This window comes from Pantoea sp. B9002, assembly GCF_013385945.1.
Classification (GTDB): domain Bacteria; phylum Pseudomonadota; class Gammaproteobacteria; order Enterobacterales; family Enterobacteriaceae; genus Pantoea.
In genome coordinates this window covers 120,246-138,741 of the sequence record NZ_JACAPA010000027.1, presented here as the reverse complement: position 1 = coordinate 138,741, position 18,496 = coordinate 120,246, and the positions used below count along the sequence as shown (strand labels likewise).

The 18,496-nt window shown below is 56.0% G+C and carries 16 protein-coding genes; 10 read left to right on the top strand and 6 right to left on the bottom strand.

From position 1 onward, the window contains the following. Positions 1–69: 69 nt before the first annotated feature. A complete protein-coding gene (locus HX773_RS14880) occupies positions 70–990 on the bottom strand; it encodes a LysR family transcriptional regulator (RefSeq protein ID WP_101761445.1) in 921 nt (306 codons plus the stop codon). A 146-nt stretch (positions 991–1,136) separates the two neighbouring features. Here HX773_RS14880 and HX773_RS14875 point away from each other — a divergent pair, with 146 nt between their 5' ends. The 8 genes from HX773_RS14875 (at position 1,137) to HX773_RS14840 (ending at position 8,754) form a co-directional block, all read left to right on the top strand. After that, a complete protein-coding gene (locus HX773_RS14875; protein ID WP_370463612.1) occupies positions 1,137–2,081 on the top strand; it encodes a 2Fe-2S iron-sulfur cluster-binding protein in 945 nt (314 codons plus the stop codon). Then, the gene (locus HX773_RS14870) at positions 2,078–3,277 is read left to right on the top strand and encodes an amidohydrolase family protein (RefSeq protein WP_176972165.1); all 1,200 of its coding nucleotides are present in this window, start codon (positions 2,078–2,080) and stop codon (positions 3,275–3,277) included. Before HX773_RS14875 ends, HX773_RS14870 begins: the two co-directional genes overlap by 4 nt. Continuing rightward, positions 3,267–3,722 (top strand): RidA family protein, encoded by a 456-nt coding sequence (locus tag HX773_RS14865; RefSeq protein WP_176972175.1) that lies wholly within the window; start codon positions 3,267–3,269, stop codon positions 3,720–3,722. The genes HX773_RS14870 and HX773_RS14865 overlap by 11 nt, the downstream gene beginning before the upstream one ends. A gap of 14 nt (positions 3,723–3,736) precedes the next feature. Further along, positions 3,737–4,615, top strand: a complete 879-nt coding sequence (locus tag HX773_RS14860; RefSeq protein ID WP_176972164.1) for a creatininase family protein — start codon at positions 3,737–3,739, stop codon at positions 4,613–4,615. A gap of 9 nt (positions 4,616–4,624) precedes the next feature. Beyond that, positions 4,625–5,596 (top strand): ABC transporter substrate-binding protein, encoded by a 972-nt coding sequence (locus HX773_RS14855; RefSeq protein WP_176972163.1) that lies wholly within the window; start codon positions 4,625–4,627, stop codon positions 5,594–5,596. Continuing rightward, on the top strand, positions 5,593–6,426 hold the full coding sequence (locus HX773_RS14850; protein ID WP_176972162.1) for an ABC transporter ATP-binding protein: 834 nt from the start codon (positions 5,593–5,595) through the stop codon (positions 6,424–6,426). The genes HX773_RS14855 and HX773_RS14850 overlap by 4 nt, the downstream gene beginning before the upstream one ends. Beyond that, entirely contained in the window at positions 6,423–7,223 is an 801-nt protein-coding gene (locus tag HX773_RS14845) for an ABC transporter permease (RefSeq protein ID WP_176972161.1), read from the top strand. Before HX773_RS14850 ends, HX773_RS14845 begins: the two co-directional genes overlap by 4 nt. Positions 7,224–7,365: 142 nt before the next feature. Beyond that, on the top strand, positions 7,366–8,754 hold the full coding sequence (locus HX773_RS14840; protein ID WP_176972160.1) for an FAD-binding oxidoreductase: 1,389 nt from the start codon (positions 7,366–7,368) through the stop codon (positions 8,752–8,754). A gap of 39 nt (positions 8,755–8,793) precedes the next feature. Here the strand turns inward: HX773_RS14840 and HX773_RS14835 are convergent, their stop codons facing one another. After that, on the bottom strand, positions 8,794–10,635 hold the full coding sequence (locus HX773_RS14835; RefSeq protein ID WP_176972159.1) for a hypothetical protein: 1,842 nt from the start codon (positions 10,633–10,635) through the stop codon (positions 8,794–8,796). Positions 10,636–10,889: 254 nt separating this feature from the next. Then, entirely contained in the window at positions 10,890–12,869 is a 1,980-nt protein-coding gene (locus HX773_RS14830) for an autotransporter outer membrane beta-barrel domain-containing protein (protein ID WP_176972158.1), read from the bottom strand. 448 nt (positions 12,870–13,317) lie between these two features. Here HX773_RS14830 and HX773_RS14825 point away from each other — a divergent pair, with 448 nt between their 5' ends. Continuing rightward, positions 13,318–14,604, top strand: a complete 1,287-nt coding sequence (locus tag HX773_RS14825) for a PAS domain-containing methyl-accepting chemotaxis protein (RefSeq protein ID WP_176972157.1) — start codon at positions 13,318–13,320, stop codon at positions 14,602–14,604. Between the two features lie 127 nt (positions 14,605–14,731). On the opposite strand, the gene HX773_RS14820 is transcribed toward HX773_RS14825, so the two are convergent. The 3 genes from HX773_RS14820 to HX773_RS14810 form a co-directional block, all read right to left on the bottom strand. Then, positions 14,732–16,060, bottom strand: a complete 1,329-nt coding sequence (locus tag HX773_RS14820; RefSeq protein ID WP_176972156.1) for an FAD-binding oxidoreductase — start codon at positions 16,058–16,060, stop codon at positions 14,732–14,734. 35 nt (positions 16,061–16,095) lie between these two features. After that, the gene (locus tag HX773_RS14815) at positions 16,096–16,701 is read right to left on the bottom strand and encodes a cupin domain-containing protein (protein WP_176972155.1); all 606 of its coding nucleotides are present in this window, start codon (positions 16,699–16,701) and stop codon (positions 16,096–16,098) included. Positions 16,702–16,831: 130 nt separating this feature from the next. Beyond that, the gene (locus tag HX773_RS14810; RefSeq protein WP_176972154.1) at positions 16,832–17,581 is read right to left on the bottom strand and encodes an ABC transporter substrate-binding protein; all 750 of its coding nucleotides are present in this window, start codon (positions 17,579–17,581) and stop codon (positions 16,832–16,834) included. Between the two features lie 264 nt (positions 17,582–17,845). On the opposite strand from HX773_RS14810, the gene HX773_RS14805 reads away from it, so the two are divergent. After that, complete coding sequence (locus HX773_RS14805) at positions 17,846–18,496, top strand: amino acid ABC transporter permease (protein WP_008108724.1); 651 nt, start codon at positions 17,846–17,848, stop codon at positions 18,494–18,496.

The following is an 18,496-nucleotide window of genomic DNA, read 5'->3' as shown; positions in this document are numbered from 1 at the left end:
TGGCAAGACGGTATCTACATATGCCGTAGGGTGCGCATTTATGCGCACCTGGTTTTAAACCGCACCAGCCTAAGCCAGCAGCTCCTCACTCTGCATCAGCGCAAAAAACGACTCCAGCTCGCGCAGCATCATCGAAGCCGCAATCGAAAGCTGGCGCTGCGGCGCAACACACAGCGACAAAGTAAACGGTTTCAGCACCGTATCGATCAGCGGGATAAACTTCAGTTCGCCACGCCGATACTCATCAACGATATCCAGCCAGCACATCAGGCTAATCCCCACATCATCGCGCACCAGCGAACGCAGCATATGAATATTATTGGTACGCGCCACTTCGTTGATCTTAATGCCCGAACTGTTGATCAACGCTTCCAGCGGATCGGCCAGCATCAGCGGTGCGGCGGGCACGATAAACGGCCAGGATTCGCAGTGGCTGAAGCGGATCGACTCCAGATTTGCCAGCGGATGTTGGCTGCTCACCACAATACCCAGACGTAAATCGGCAAACGACTTCACCAGCAGCTCGCGCGAACTCTGCGGATTGAGCATGATGCCGAAATCCGCATCGCCTGAGGTCAGCGCATTGGCGATATGGATGTTGCTCATGGTGGTCAGCGTGAAGGAGATGCCGGGATAGTCGCTGCGAATGCGCTGCAAAATCGATGAAAAGAAGCCGCGATTAATCGCATCAATGGTGGCGATATGCACATGCCCATGACGTAATCCGCGCAAATCATCCAGCTGCGTACAAACGCGGCCAAAATCCCGCTGCCAGTTTTTCGCCGCATTAAGCAGGATCTCACCCGCCGCAGTCATACGTAATCCTGATGGATGGCGCTCAAACAGCGGCATATCCAGCTGTTCCTCCACGCGCAGAATCTGCCGATCGATCGACGATGCCGAGACATGCAGCACCTCAGAAGCCTTGCGCAGCGAACCCTGGCGGGCCACCTCAGTGAAATAGAGCAGAAATCGGGAGAAGGCGAACATTAGGGGTGCTCTCTTTTTTGCAACGCATCATGCGAATTAAACAGATGGACGCTTACACATGGGCAAAATAATAATCGCTGCCATGAGAAAAACAAGGGTTTGCGCGGCCTCGCAGCCGATGACATCCCTGTTCAGGCAGAAAGATGATGAAATTCACTCCTCTCGCCGTCACCGTCATCGCAAAGCAGTTCAACGGTGCAGGCAATGTGTTACTGACGCTGGCGAGTTGCAACGGGCAGCCGCTGCCCGCCTTCACGCCCGGCGCGCATATTGATGTGCTCATTCCCGACGGCGGTAAACGCCAGTATTCGCTCTGCTCTGCGCCAGCCGATCACTATGAAATCTGCGTGCGCCTGGATGAGTGTTCAACCGGCGGATCGCGCTGGCTGCATCAGCAGTTGACCATCGGCGATAAGCTAGAGATATCCGCGCCACGCAACCACTTTCCGCTGCCGCACGTGCCGCGCACGCTGCTGTTTGCCGCCGGCATCGGCTTGACGCCGCTGCTGGTGATGGCCGAAGCATTGGCGGCGCGTCAGGCGGATTTCACCCTGCACCTTTACCTGAAACGCGCCGACCAACTGGCTTTCAGCCAACGCCTGAACAATCTCGGCGCGCGCGCCGTCATTCATTACAGCAGCGAAGGCGACAGCCTGCGCCAGCACGTTCCCGAAGCTCTCACCCAGCCCGACAACGCTGCGCTAGTGTTCTGCGGCCCGGCGGGTTTTATGCATCATTTGCAGCAGCTGGCGTTGCAACATGGCTGGGCGGAAGCACAGCTGCACAGCGAGCGCTTCCAACCCACAACGACGCTGGCGGTTGGCGGTGCGTTCGAAGTGGAGATCGCCTCTTCCGGCGCACGCTTTGCCGTAGGTGAGCAACAAACTATCGCTGAAGTGCTTGAAGAGGCAGGGATTGAGATTGAACTCTCCTGCGAACAAGGCATGTGCGGTGCCTGCATCACCGGCGTGTTAGCGGGCGAGCCGGATCACCGTGATGATGTGCTGAGCCACCATGAGCGCGCGGCCAATGATTGCATCGTGCTGTGCTGCTCGCGCGCGCGTTCACCTTTATTGGTACTGGATCTATGAGCGGCTATCCGGGTGCGACCGGCGCACGTTTACCCCGCTGGCTGCTGCCAGAAAACTGGCCTGAAGCCAACAATCAACCTCATCTGGCGACCTTAAATTTCCACGCCGCGGGCCTGCAATTCGAACCCGACCATGCAGCAGCACCCGCTGATTATCTGCCGCTCAACGGCGCGCTGGTGCTGCCCGCGTTTATCGAGCCGCACGCGCATCTGGATAAAACCTTCACTATCCAGCGCAGTCCGGCGCAACAGCCCGGTTTGCTGGCCGCGATTGCCGCCATGCATCAGGACCGCGCGCACTGGAACGCAGCAGATTTGCAGCAGCGCGCCAGCCAGGCGCTGCGCTGGGCGGTAGAAGCCGGCGTCGGTTTGCTGCGCACCCATATCGACTGGTTCTCCGTCGATGCACCATTAGCGTGGCAAGTGATTGGCGATCTGCACCATCCGCTGTGCAGCATTGAGCGCGTGGCCCTCGCGCCGCTCACCTTCTTTGCCGACGCCAGCGATGCGCAGCATATTGCCGCGCAGGTTGCGACCAGCGGGCCCGGCGCGCTGTTAGGCGGCTTTATTCACAGCAGCAACTGGGATGCGCAGGCGTTTCAGCATCTGATGCAGGCCGCCGAACTGTGGCAGCTGGATATCGATCTGCATATTGATGAAGAACTTAACGTCGAAGCTCAGGGATTGCGCTGGCTGGCGCACTATTTGCAACAGCACCCGTTTAGCGGCGCGATCACCTGCAGCCACAGCTGCGCGCTGTCGCAGCAGGAGGATGCGCAACAGATTCTTGCCGTGCTGGCGCAACACAATGTGACATTGATTGCGCTGCCGCTCACCAACCTGCTGCTGCAGGATGCGGTGCCCGGCCGCACGCCGCGTCTGCGCGGTTTAACGCTGGTGAAAGAGGCGCAGGCGCTGGGCATGCCGCTGCTGCTCGGTGCTGACAACGTGCAGGACGCGTTCTGTCCGTTTGGCAGTTACGACCCGCTCGATACGCTGTTCAGCGGTTTGCTGAGCCTGCAACTGGGCGCGGCGTTTGATCAGGCCTCCGCGCTGATCTGCCAACGCCGCGCGCTGCTGGCCAATGATTTAGTGATTTTTCCGCATGCCGATGTGGCGAGCTGGCCGTTGCGTCAACGTCAGCGCTATCGGCTGAAAATGGGGGTGCGTTATGGAGAAACAACAGATGGCGCTTGATGAAGGAGCGGGAAAACCGCTGGCGAAATATGCCGCGTGGCGACGCGCGGGTGACTTCATTTTCCTCTCCGGCATTATCCCGGTGAATCCGCAAACCGCCACCATTGTGCGCGGCTACGACGACATTCCCGCCGCGGCGCAACAGCTGCTTGGCCGCACCGGCGAGTTCTCCACTGACATTAAAGAGGGACCGATTCTGGCGCAGAGCTGGTACGTGCTGGAGAGCATCCGCGCCACCATCGAAAGCGCCGGCGGCCAGATGAGCGATGTCTTCAAACTGGTGCAGTACTTCCGCAATCTCGACCATTTTCCACACTACAGCCGGGTGCGTAAGCAATTTTTCCCCGATGCGCCGCCGGTTTCTACCGTGGTGCAGGTGAGCGAAATGCTGCCGAGTCCGGACGTCTTGATTGAAGTTGAAGCCACGGCGTGGTTGCCGCAATAACACGAGGAGTTGAAATGTTACATGGTTATATTCCGGCAAACCGCTTTTTGCCGTACCTGAGCTGGACCGACATCGCCACGCTGGAAAATAAAGCCAACACCGTGATCGTGTTGCCAACCGGCGCGATTGAGCAGCACGGCCCGCATCTACCGTGCGCGGTGGATAGCGTGATCTCATCTGGCGTGGTCGGCCATGCACTGGCGCGCTTACCCGCGGAAATTCCGGCTTACGCCATTCCGCCGATCACCTACGGCAAATCGGATGAGCATCTGCATTTTCCCGGCACGCTGACGCTGACCGGCGAAACCCTGCTGCACACCATTCTGGAGATTGGCGAATCACTCTATCGCGCCGGTTTCCGCAAATTCCTAATGGTCAACGGTCACGGCGGCCAGCCGCAGCCGTTGCAGATGGCGGCGCGCGAACTGCGTCTGCGCCACGGCGACATGATCATCATCATGCAAGACACCTTCAAAGTGCCGAACTGCGCGGAAAGCTTTATGGACGACAAAGAGCGGCAGATGGCGATGCACGCCGGACATGCGGAAACCGCGCTGATGCTGGCGCTGGCACCCGATACCGTGCAGATGGACAAAGCGGTCGCTAATTATCCGCCGGAATTCCCCTGCCCGACGCTTTCGACCAACAAACCGCTGGCGGCATGGGCATCCTACGATTTCGGCCCAAGCGGTGTGATTGGCGATCCTTTGCCATCCACGCCCGAGCAAGGCGCGGCCATCCTCGATTCGCTGGCAGAAAGCTGGGCGCAGGTGATCACCGAAGTGCACCAGATGACGTGGGTAACCCGCGCCGAACCGGCGTGGGGCACCGGCCAGTGGCAAGGCAAAGTATTAGATCACCACGACGCAGCCGCCTTTTTAACACCTCGCTAGGGAATAACGATGAACAAAACATTGAGCACTGTTGCCGCGCTTGCGCTGGCACTCTCGGCCCCGAGCATGGCGGCGGAGAAATTCACCTTTATGACCAACTGGTATGCGCAGGCCGAACACGGCGGTTTCTATCAGGCGCAGGCGCAGAATCTCTATCGCGATGCCGGCCTCGACGTCACCATCAAAATGGGCGGTCCGCAGGTGCATACCATGCAGCTGATGGCGGCCGGTCAGGCCGACTGCATCATCAGCGATAACATGCAGGCGCTGGAAATCTGGCAGCAAGGCGTGCAGGCGATGCCGGTTGCCACCACCTTCCAGCACTCGGCGATTGCCTTTCTCACCCATCCGGATGTGAAAAATCAGGCTGATTTGCAGGGCAAAACCTTCCTGCTGGCGGCGGAAGCCTACACCTCATATTGGCCGTGGGCGCAGAGCGCGCTGAACCTGAAAAATGCCCGCGTGCGTCCGTACACCTTCAGCATTCAGCCGTTCCTCGCCGATAAAAATCTGGTGCAGCAAGGCTATATCACCTCCGAGCCTTTTGCGGTGCAGAAAGCCAATGCGCAGGCCAATGTTTATCCGATCAGCGATTGGGGCTATCCGCCGTACGGCAACAGCATCGTGTGCATGAAATCGACCATCGAGAAACGTCCGGCAGCAGTGGCAGCGTTTGTGAAGGCGTCGATGCAGGGCTGGAAGAATTATCTGCAAGATCCAAGCGCCGCCAACGTGCTGATCAAGAAAGAGAACCCGCAGATGAGCGATGAACAGATCGCTTTCGGCATTGCGCAGATGAAGAAATACCAGATGCTGACCGGCGGCGATGCGCAAACCGGTGGCATCGGCATCATGACCGAAGCGCGCCTCAAGCAAACCTGGCAGCTACTGGTCGATACCAAGCTGATCGATGCGGCCAAAGTGCCGTTTGACGGCAGCTACACGCTGAAATTCATCCAAGACGTCAAGGTTCTGCCATGAATAGCGCCAGCCATCTGACGCTGCTGAATCCCGATGCGCAAGCGGTGCCGCGTTCTGCGGCGCCACCGGCGATTGAGGTGCTGTCAGCGGAGAAAATCTACCCCAACGGCACGCGCGCGCTGCTGCCGGTCGATCTCACCATTCGTCAGGGCGAATTTGTCTCGCTGCTCGGCCCGTCCGGCTGCGGCAAAAGTACCTTGCTGAAAATGATCGCCGGGTTGATTGAGCCCACCGATGGCAAGTTAATGCTGTTTCGCCGCGATCGTCGAGAAAATCAGCGTGAGCTGCCGCTGTCGTTTGTGTTCCAGGAAGCGACGCTGATGCCGTGGAGCAACGTGCACAAAAACGTGCGTCTGCCGCTCGATTTGGCAGGCGTGCCGCGTGCCGAAGCGGACACCCGCGTGCGCGAAATCCTTGAGCTGGTCGGCCTCGGCCAGTTTGGTCACGTGCTGCCACGCGAGCTTTCCGGCGGCATGCAGATGCGCGTGTCGATAGCGCGCGGCCTGGTCACGCGCCCGAAAGTGCTGCTGATGGATGAGCCGTTTGGCGCGCTGGATGAGATCACCCGCAACAAGCTGGACAGCGATCTGCTGGATTTGTGGCAGGAGCAGAAGCTGACGGTGGTGTTTGTCACCCACTCAATTCAGGAAGCGGTATTCCTGTCGCAGCGGGTGATCATGATGGCGGCGCGCCCCGGACGCGTGGTGGATGACATCCGCATTGAAACGTCATTGCCGCGCGACGATGAGTTCCGCGTCAGCCAGGATTTCACGCACTATGCGCAACAGCTGCAACGCGGCCTGCTGGCGGCGAGCAAGGAGAGTCAATGATGAAACCGTTAGCGGCCCATCGTCAATTTCAGCAGTGGCTGTTCCCCGCCATTGTCGCGGTCGCCATGCTGCTGCTGTGGCAGTTTTTGGTCACCACCTTCAAAGTACCGGTGTTTCTGGTGCCCTCGCCGTTAGTGGTGGCGCAAAGTCTGGTGCAGAACTTCCCGACGCTGTTTATGTCGTTGCTCTACACCCTGAAAATCACCGTGATTTCCTTCGCGGTGGCGATTGTGATTGGCTCAGTTGTGGCGTTTCTGCTGGTGCAAAATCGCTTTATTGAAACCGCCCTCTTTCCCTACATCGTGTTCCTGCAGGTGACGCCGATTGTCGCTATCGCGCCGCTGATCATTATCTGGGTAAAAGACACCACGTTGTCGTTGGTGGTGTGCGCCACCTTGATGGCAGTGTTTCCAATAATTTCCAATACCACACAAGGTCTGCGCAGCGTGTCGCCAGGATTGCTGAGCTATTTCCGCCTCAACCATGCGTCACGCATGCAGATTCTGCTGCGCCTGCGTATTCCTTCGGCGCTGCCGTACTTCTTCGGCGCGCTGCGCATCTCCAGCGGCTTGTCGCTGATTGGCGCGGTGGTGGCAGAGTTTGTCGCCGGCACCGGCGGCACCGATACCGGATTGGCGTACCAGATTTTGCAGGCCGGTTATCAGCTTAATATTCCGCTGATGTTTGCCGCGCTGCTGCTGATTTCACTGGCCGGTTTCCTGCTGTTCGCGCTGATGTCGTGGCTGACGCGCCGCGTACTGGCGGCATGGCATGAGAGTGAATTGAGCCCCAATTAATAAACACGCACGCACCGTAGCGGCGCAATTTATTGCGCATTGCTGGCACGGTGCGCCTGCAACAGCGCGATAAATCGCGCCGCTACGATATGTGCATGTATCAGGTGCGGCGCAGCAACACCTTTTAACATAGGAAATAAACATGTCTGATTCTGATCGCCAGTCTGCACTGGCGGCGCTGGTCGCGGCGTTGCCTGAACTTGACTGGATCAAAGAAGCGCCGAAGGTTAAACGTCTGTCGCGCGATTTCCACTGGTTTAGCCCGGTACTGAAACCGCAGCTGGAAGAGAAGTTCGCCGAGCTGGCGGTGCGTCCGCGTGACGAGCAGGAGCTGGCACTGATCGTCGCGGCCTGCACCAAACAGCGCGTGCCGCTCAACTTGCGTGGCGGTGGCACCGGCAATTACGGTCAGCTGATTCCGCTGCACGGTGGCTTGATGGTGGATATGACGCGCCTCAACGCCGTGACCGCCGTCGGCCACGGCACGGTGCGCGCGCAGGCGGGCATTCGGCTCGGCGATCTGGAAGCGCATACGCGTCCACTCGGCTGGGAGCTGCGCTGCATGCCGTCCACCTGGAAACTGGCGACGCTCGGCGGTCTGTTTGGTGGCGGATTTGGCGGCGTAGGTTCGATTAATTACGGTCCGCTGGCCGCGCCGGGCAACGTGTTGTCGGTGCGTCTGATGACCATGGAAGAGACGCCGCGCATTATCACCCTGCAAGCGCCAGATGCGCTGTTGCTGCATCACGCTTACGGCAGCAACGGCATCGTGCTGGAGATTGAACTGGCGCTGGCACCGCGCCACGACTGGATCGAACGTCTGGATATCTTCAACGATTTCCCGACAGCGATGGCCTTTGCCGATGCGCTGGCGCGTTCGCCGGGCATGGTAAAGCGCCAAATCGCAGTGTTCGCCGCGCCGGTGCTTGATTACTTCAGCGATCTGGCCGATGCCGATGTGGCCGGCAAACATGGCGTGATTTCAGTGGTGGGCAGCGAAAGTGACGGGCTATTACCTGCGCTGCTGATCCAACATGCGGGCCGCAACGCGCTACATTTTGCCGAAGGTGAAAACAGCGGCCATTCGCTGATCGAATACTGCTGGAATCACACCACGCTGCAGGCGCTGAAAATCGACAAGACGCTGACGTATCTGCAAACCGCTTACGCGGCGGATAACTATCAACAGCAGGCGTTAGCGCTGGAAGCGCAATTATCCGATGAGGTGATGTCGCACATTGAATTTCTGCGCGATATGAACGGCACTATTACCTGTAGCGGCTTGCCGCTGGTGCGTTATCGCGATGAAGAACGGCTTAACGCAATTATGGATATTTACCGCGCTAACGGCGTGAAGATAAATAATCCACACGTGATTCATATTGAAGACGGCAAGCAAGGCATGGTGCGCGCCGACGTAGTGGCAATGAAACGCGCCTGCGATCCGCATAATTTATTGAATCCGGGCAAATTACGCGGCTGGGAAGTGCGGGATACCTTGCCGGATGTGCATATTTCGGGCGTGAATTAGTCATAAATTACGCCAGCAACCGAGGTTGCTGGCTGTTAGTTAGATATAAGGTTTTTCCGCGTCGTTTAATGGAATACTCCACGCTTCGCCATTAACCCGCACTTTTAAATAGCGCCGGGTGCGATATTTTCCTGGTTCATACTCTTCGACCTCCCCTTTAATCACCGTTCCACGCAATAACAACTCTTTATTGTTGTTATAGCCGAAGCCAACGTCTTTGTTACCGATCCAGTGCTGCTCAAATGCCACAATCGGTGCCGCATCCAGCGTTGCGCTCTCTTCAGTGGTACAGGCGGTAAAACTCTTACGGAAGATAAAACACAATCCGGCCTGATAACGGTCTTTACCATTGGTCGTTACCAACGCGGTTGAGAATCCGGTATAGGCAGCGATTTTCACATAGAGCTTAGTTCTGGCACCGTTACCTGAAATATGGACTTTCACTACCGGGCTGGAACCTTCGCCGTACCAGCTACCAATCGTGTTCCCACCATCACGCGCCTGTAAATAGATATTCGTTGCGCCTTCTGGCGTGCGATTGCTGTAGTCGACCTGGGTTTCACTTTGCGAATTATATTGCGCGGTGCCTACCACACGAACGTGAATCTGCGACGTCGCATCGGAGAAATTGAATTCACCAACGTAAAACCATTTATTGTTGGCGGTGCGGTTATCCATATGGTGCTGGGAGGAAATATAGTCATAACTTAGCGAACCTTGCGCAATAATCCCCCAATCGGAGAATTCCAATACGCCACGATCGCCTTCACCAATTAGCGTCCACGGCTCAATCCCTTCGGTGCTGTAATCAAATCCAGCGCTTTGGTTATGAATACTTTTCTGAATAATGGTGGCGCGGCAATAACCGAGTTTTAGCGGATTGGTAGTGGACTCAATCGCCAGCCCTTCAATCACCCATTGCCCGTTGGTGAGATCGCCGGCAAATTCCGCGTGTTCAATCCAGCCGTTGCGGATAAAGGATTGGGTACAGCGCGGTAAATCCAGCACCGGCTTCTTGGTGTTGCCTTGCAAGTTGAAGTTCGACAGCTCAATTGCCGTGGAGTGATCCCACGCGCCTTGTTGGCGATCGGACCAGCGAGCGTAAACGATGCTGTCCTGACAGCCGCGCGAATAAAACTGGTCGATTTTACAATCCAGCGTATCAATTAAATCCAACGCTCTGCCGCCGAGATAGCGGAACTCCATACTGCTGACTCGTAAGAACTGGCCGCCAATAATGGTGTTGGCGTAAAAGCCCACGGTGTTAAATGCGGTACCGCCATCTTCGCCGCTGTTGGAACTCATTCCTTTTACAACAATTCCCGAGATCTCCGCATAGCGCGCCTGCACTTTAAAGAACAGCTGGCCACGCGGTTTGGTTTCCCAGTTGAAAACCAGTGTTGTGGTAGGGAAATAGCCGAAGTTGACCGATGCGCCGGTGACCTTGAAGCGATTGATCTCTTTATCAGAGATGTCGAACGTCGACATGCTGAACACGCCCGCGGTAAAGCGAATTCCCGCTGAAGGCAACACGCGTTGCGACCAGGTATACATGCGCTTGACTGCTTCGATGCAGTCGGTTTTCCCGTCCGGCACCGCGCCAAAATCCAATACCGTAACTGAGTTGTAATCCAGTACGACACGTTTCCAGCGTTTTTTCCCCGCCGTCACAATAATTAATCCACCATCGTCCGGGCTAGTTGAGTCGGTTGCGTCGTAGAGAAATACGCCGCCGCCCGCTTTGGTTCCGCGGGTATATTCCAGCACCGTGGCGAGTTCGCCGATGGTCGTAGGCTCTGTCGCCTTTAGTTCCGCGACATCGCGCAACTGAATAACCGATGCTGCCGCCGTGACCGCATTTTGTGGATTTGTATTCGCCATGGTTTACCCCTAGAACAATAAGAGAAAGTAACTGCCACAACGAGTATAAGTAACTGATAATTAATGTGTTGATAAGGTCCAGCCTAAACAATGGCTTTTACTCGTGACAATAATCCCTCTCACGACAAGGCCATGATTAGTGAAAGAAAGCGCAGCGGCAAAACGATGATTTACGGAATTATCGTAGAGAGATTATTGCTTTGAGCGGCACGATTAATAAAAGGCCAGTAACCGTTAGTTACTGGCCTGTTCGCTTAGAACGTGGCGTTCACACCGACATTCCAGGTCACCTGATGGTAATCGCTATTACCGCCAACGGTTGAAACCCCGGCAAACGCATTCACCGTTTCGCCGAGCGGCACGTTGGCGCCCACCGACAGATCCAGCCAGTTTTTATCGCGCGCCTCGACGCTGCGCTCAAATGACGTGCGCGTCGATTTCAAACCTGCACGCACGGTGGAATCGGTATCGCCAAACTGATGGTTATAACTCACCTGCGCCCACGGATTGACCACCCACTGTTTGCTGTCAATGCGCCAGCCGACTGAGCCAATCTGTGAATGGGTGGTTTGATCGGAGTAACGCATCGCGGTGCTGCTGTCGCTGTTCTCGCTGTAGCCGCCGACGCGACCGTAATCCAGCGCGTAACTGGCGACCGGCCCGGTGCTGAGATTTTCAGTAATCGGCAGCGTCCAGCCGGTTTGCACGCGCATGCCGAGCAATTTACCGCTGGTGCTACCCTGCTCGGTGCGTTTGGCTGGGCCGATGTGGATATCACGCTCAATGCTGTCGAAATCGAGATCGGCATAGTGCAGATCGGCGTTGATCCAGCCCTGATCGAACACCGTCAGCTGGCTGTAAAGCGCCACCAGATTGCCACGCAGTTTGTAGTCGTAGTTGGAGGACGGTTCCTGACGCTGATTGGTGTTGGAGAACAGTACGCCGGTTTGCCAGTTGTCGGTGATCTGATAACCGATACCCAACGTTAAGTTGGTGGTGTTGGCATCGCCGTCGCTCCAGCTGTCGCCCTGATAATCGACATGTTGTCCGGCATAGCCGCCAAATACCGTGAACTTTCCGGCGCTGGCAGGCTGTTGACGCTGTTGCTGCAAATGTCCGTCCAGCGTGTTTTGCGTGTCACGCGCCATCATCAGTGGCGATTGTGACAACGCCGCCACCTGCGCTGGCGCATCCAGAATCGACTGGATGTAATCGGCGATCATCGCGTGCACCGCTGGGCTCGGGTGCAGACGATCGGCAAACAGATAATCCTGCGCCGAGGAGAAACCCGGCGTGCTGGATTGGCACTCATCCGCTGAGGTGCCAATCGGACAAGCGATGCCGATGGTGTTGCTGAGGCCATATTGCGTCGGGTTGGTAATCACTTCATCGAACAACCCGGCGATATCGACGCGCACGATGTTGCCATTCAAGTTCGCCAGCCCCGCTTCTTCCTGCTGGTTATAACCGTCGGACAGCGCCGTAACCTGCTCGCTCAGTTCCTGCCATGCGGTGTAGAGCTGCTGCGCCAGCGCGTCACGCACCGCCGGAACTGACGAAACTTCGTCTGCCGCTTGCGTGAAGGCATCCTGCACCGCTTGCTGGCGCGCGGCTTTATCTGGCGTGGTCACGCCATCCAGCGACTGAAACGCTGCCACCATCGCCGGCGTAGCTTCGCTTCCCAGCACGCGTAGCACCGTTTGGATCATATAGGGCGTTGAGCCGAGCTGCGGCACGGTGGGCACAATCACCGCGCCCGCGCCGGCATCCAGCAGGGTTTTAATCTGCGCCACCGATTGATTGGCGCTGTTGCTGATGGTTTCACTGGCGGTTAACGGATTAGTGACGGCAACGGCGATGTCGTTGGCGCCAACCCAATGAATGTACAAACCATTGCTGTCAGCGCGCCCGCCGGTTGAAGCGAGATAACCCGCCAGTTGATCCTGGGTGTTTAAATCAGGATCGAGCTTGGGTACCGAAACCGCGCCGCCCTGCGCATAATTGCTCCCGCCTAACGTTGAGCGCTGTAAATCCTCGCCCAGATGCGCGGCAAGAATCTCGTCATATAAAGGATGTTGTGCACCATCGAAGGTAAAGCGCCCCACGTTGCCGCTATCACTCAGGCTATCGCCAAACACGGTCAGGCTATCCCATGCCAGCGCGGGAACCGGCGTCAATAACGCAGTGAGTGTGGCGATGGCGACAGCGGAAAGCGCAGATTTGTGGTTGTTCATCATCAACTCCGTGATGGGCCAGAGATGCAGCGTCTGACCGGCAAAAGGTAAGGTCCGCGCATCAAGCGAACCCGCAACATCGCATCAGGAATGCGTAAGGAAAATATCAAGGACGTTTAACTGTTTAGTCAGGAAGGTGGCGTTATGCCAGTTTGCAGCGGCAAATAAACTTAAGTTTATTAACAGGCCTTTTACATGCATTTAAATTAAACCTTTAAATAAGGCCGCCGATACTAGTGTTGCGGAGTTCGACTACGCTCTGATCGGTACATTTCGAAAACATCAGGTAGGTTAATTACATACCCCGTGCGGCGCTGCGGCGCAAAGAGACACTTAAGTGTACGGCGAAGGGGAATCTGCGGGCAGCTCAGGTGACGCATGTTGGGCGTGACCAATTTTGCGCTGCACGCATTACGTTCAACAGCACAATAATCGCCTGAGGCTTCCCATGTTTGGTGTGAAAAAGTCGAGTCTTTCCTTGCCGTTTTATAAAAGTGGCGATGTGGCAAAAGATATCAATGCGATCAAACAGCATGTGGCATGGATTGAATTTACGCCTAACGGCGAGATTCTCACCGCCAATCACCTCTTCCTTGCCACCACCGGCTACCAGCTGAATGAGATTCAGGGGAAGCATCACCGCATCTTCTGCAGCCCGCAACACAGCCAATCCTCACGTTATCTCGCCTTCTGGCAAACGCTGGCATCGGGCGAATCGGTGACCGGCATTTTTGAGCGCTTCAATAAGCACGGCCAGCGCTTCTATCTCAGCGCCACCTATTTCCCGGTGAGCGATGACAAAGGCCAGGTTTACAAAGTGATCAAGGTAGCATCTGATATTACAGAACGTCATCAGGAGCTGGAGCACAAAGAAGCGGTGATCACCGCGCTGGACCTTTCCATGGCGGTGATTGAATTCACGCCGGACGGACAAATCCTCACGGCCAACAGTAACTTCCTCAAGCACATGGGATACGAGCTGGCTGCGGTTGTAGGGCAGCATCATCGCATTTTCTGCTTCGATAACTTCTACCGTGAAAATCCCGACTTCTGGCGCAAGATGGCGAAAGGCCAGCACTTTGTCGGCCGCTTCGAACGCAAAACCGCCAGCGGCGAACGCATCTGGCTTGAGGCCAGCTACAACCCGGTTTATGACGCGGATGGCAAGGTGTACAAGGTGATCAAAATCGCCTCGGATATTACTGCGCGCGTTGAAGCCGCCAAGCGCGTCGCCGACATCGCGCTGACGACGTCTGAAGAGACCTCACAAATTACTGATAACGCCAATGAGGTGCTGGACGAAACCATCCGCAACTCCGGTCTGGTGGCGGTGCAGGTTAATGCGGCGACGGCGATCGGTGCCGAGCTCAACGCCTCGGCGAAGAGCATTAGCGAGGTGGTGGAAACCATCAACCTGATTGCCTCGCAAACCAATATTCTGGCGCTGAATGCGGCGATTGAGTCAGCGCGCGCCGGTGAAGCGGGACGCGGATTCAGCGTGGTGGCGGGCGAAGTACGACGTTTGGCGGCATCTACTTCCAGCGCGACTAAGCAGATCACCCAGGTGGTGGAACATAACGCCAGCCTGATTGCGCAGATGGAGCAGCAGCTCAGTGAGGTGAAACAGTTTGTGGTGACCGAGCAGGATAAAATCAGCGTGTTGTCACGCAGCCTGCGGGAAATTAACAGCGGCGTACATGAATTTGTGAACGTGATTCATCGGTTGGATGTGTGATTTTGTGAGGTGTGTATAGTTGAATAAATGTGCACCTTACAGCAGAGCGCACGCATCGTAGCGGCGCAATTTATTGCGCGATAAATCGCGCCGCTACGAAATGTGCAGTGATTGAATTCAGCAAGATTTACATCATCTGCGGTTCACGGATCGCCTGACCTTTGGCGAAACGCGCCAGGCTGTACGGCTTCATATCGGTGAACAGCGGTTTGTTATTTACCATCTGCGCACACAGCAAGCCTGCGCCTGGCCCAATACCAAAACCGTGACCACTAAAGCCGGAGGCGATAAACAAGCCCGGCATGCTGGTCATCTCATCGATCACCGGCACCAGATCCGGCGTGGTATCAATCCAGCCGCCCCACGCGTGATCCACTTTAATGCCATTCAACTCCGGATAAAGCTGCACCAGCGCCTGCATCGCTTCCTGCACAATGCCGTTATCCGGTGCCGGATCGAGGGTGCGGATCTTCTCGAACGGCGACACGCCTTGATTGGACCACGAACCGGCGGCTTCCGGGCCGTTGAAGAACGAGCCGTTGATGCGCATCTTGAGCTTCTTGGCGATCTTGCTGCGATACATTGGATAGAACTTGGTGGCGTAACGGATATTTTGCGGCGCGAGATCAATCTGCCCGCGTCCGGAGAGCGCCACGGTGTAGCTGCCATCCTGACGACGGCGAATACACAACCCGCCGGTGCTGAGACAGCCTTTGATCACTTCAGGCGCCGCCGCGGTTTTGAACGCGGTGCCCAGAATATTGGCGCTCGGCAGTTCGATGCCATATTGCTTGCAGAAGCGCGAACTCCACGCGCCGCCGCAGCAGATTACGCGGTTGGCTTTCACCAGGCCGCGCTCGGTCCAGACGCCGGTGACGCGTCCGCCGGACACATCGAGGCCGCGCACCGCACAGTTTTGCTGGATCGATGCGCCGAGATTTTTCGCGCCGGTCGCAATCGCCGGAGCAGCCAGAGACGGCTCTGCGCGTCCATCGCTCGGTGACCACACGCCGCCCACCCACGGCGAATTATTGCCGATGCGCTCGCGCGTCTCTTGCGCGGTCATCAAATGGCTGACGAAGCCAATTTGCTGCGCCTGTTTGCCCCACGCTTCCCAACGTGCCAGGTCGCTTTCGCTCTGCGTGCCGTAAGTAATGCCCTGACGCGAGAAGCCGAGATCGAGGCCGATTTCGCTGCTCAACTCGTCCCAGCGCTGCAAACTGCGCATCGCCATTGGCAGTTCGTACAGATCGCGGTTTTGCTGGCGAACCCAGCCCCAGTTGCGGCCGGATTGCTCGCCACCGATCACGCCCTTCTCAAACAGCGCCACTGAAACGCCCTGTTTTGCCAGTTCGTAACTCACCGACGTGCCAATAATGCCGCCGCCGATAACAATCACATCAACGGATTCGGGAAAGCGTTCACTGTCTGCTACTGCATTGATTTTTATGCGCATCGTCTCAAGTCCTGCACGCCACGTCGGTGACGAAATCACAAATGATGTTCAGAGGGAATGTGCATGATCCACAACACTCTGGCTTCACTCGCGCTATGGTTAAAAATGTTATGCGGTAAATGGCTCTGGAACTGGAAGCTGTCGCCCGCGGTTAATATGGCGCTGTCGCCATCAATCTCCAGCATCAACTCACCTTCCATCACCAAACCGGCCTTCTCGCCCTTGCCCATCAACATCTCATCGGAACGCACGCCCGGCGGCACATTGATGAACATAAACTGCAAATCGTGATCGCCGGACGGCGACAGCATCTCCTTGGATATCCCGCGCTTGCCGACATTAAAATGCGGCCGCTCAATCGCGCGACGAACAAAGTGTTCCGCGCCGCGCAGGTTGGTTTGATTCTCTTCCAGGAAGGCCGAAAGCGGCACTTTCAACACCAGCCGCAGCTGCTCTAACACGCGCACGGTGGGATTGGTCAGGTTGCGCTCGATCTGGCTGATGGCGCCAGCGGACACATTCGCCAGCTGCGCCAGATCAGTGATGGTCATATTGCGCGCCTTGCGAATCCGTTTCAGCCGCGATCCAATATCCGCTTCCTGCGCGCCCGTTGCTTCGTCACTGATACTCACTCTCTTCATCGGTTTTTTACCCTTCCAGCAGATAACTTTATCCAATTTCGCACAGCGCAGTCGCCGCGTTTATTTCCCTGATACTGTGTTTATCGCTGAAATTACCGGTGCGAGACAGCAAAATATGCCGCAGCGAAGGTTATGGCATGCCCCATTTGGTTTTAATGGTCTGCAAGGTGCCATCTTCTTTCATCGCGGTCAGCGCGCTATTAATCTGCACCATTAATTGATCGTTGCCCTTTTTCACACCAAACGCCATCGGCGAAACATGCTCGGGTTTATAACCGTCAATAACGTGCATGCCTTTCAAGCCACCGGCTTTTTCCTGCGCTTTCAGAATCGGATAATCATTCATGCCTGCCGCAATACGCCCGAGAGATAAATCGCGCGTCATATCCGCCGGACTGTCATACACCTTCACCTCTTTGGCGATGCCGCTGGCCATCAGGCTTTGGGTGTAATCGGTGCCCGCCATGGTGCCGACGATGTCACCTTTCACATCCTGCCACGAGTTATAGGTTTTTTTATTGTCATCACGCACCACTAAACCTGCGCCAAACGCGGTCACCGGCTGAGAAAACGTAATGCGTTTGGCACGCTCTTCGGTGGGCGTCATGCCCGCCACAATCATGTCGATTTTGCCGGCAATCACCGATTGAATCAGCGTGGAGAACGGAATGGCGGTGTAATTAATGTCGAGGTGCTGGCGCTTCGCCACTTCGGCTGCCACATCCGGCATAAAGCCTTCAATTTTACCGCTTTGAGTATCGAGAAAAGTGGTGGGCGCACTGGAGGGCGGTGAACCGGCGGTCAGCGCCGCCGCTTGAGCATTAAGGCAACATGCAGCCGTAAGACACGCGAGTAATAACCGGGAACGATTAGCAGACATAACTCACTCCTGAATCAAATGAAAAGGGCGAACGTCATTTTCAATATAATGAAATTAGTGCGGGTGGTGTCAATGTTTTATTTAACCGCAATGCGTGATTTCACAAATAACGATTAACCCCTTTGATAACATGTAATATTTCACCTATAGCCTGTTCATATGGCGATAATAAGTAAAAGCTATCTCTGAACAGCGGGTAATGATTGACAGTGATTCGCCATCGGGGATATTCATTATAATGAAATTTATCTGCAGGGGATTATCATGGATTGGAGTAGTATTCACGTTTATCTGCCCTTCCTGTTAAAAGGGGCCGAAATGACGATTTACATCACCATTTTGTCCCTGATAATCAGCACGCCATTGGGACTGATTTTTGCCGCGGCGAAGATGTGCCCGTGGAAAATAATTTCCTGGCCGATTGCGACGGTAATTAATATTACGCGCGGCCTGCCGATGATTGTGGTGCTGTTTTATATCTATTTTGTCTTCCCCGATATTGGCATCACGCTGTCGTCATTTCAGGCCAGCGTGATTGGGATCGCCTTCTGCTTTTCGACCTATATCGCTGAGATTTTCCGCGCCGGCATTGAATCGGTGGATCGCGGCCAGCTCGAAGCCGCGCGCTCAATGGGCATGAGTTTTCCTAAAGCGATGCGCCGCGTGGTGCTGCCGCAGGCATTTCATGTCGCCCTGCCGCCTTACAGCAATACGCTGGTGATGATGCTGAAAGATTCCGCGCTGGCTTCCACCATCGCCGTCACCGAAATGACGCGTCAGGGCCAGCTGATTGCTGCATCCACGTTCGATAACACCACGGTGTATACGCTGGTGGCGCTGCTCTATCTGGTGCTGTGCCTGCCGTTGCTGGCGCTGACCAAGCAGCTGGAAAAACGCCAGATTAAAGGAGCCTGA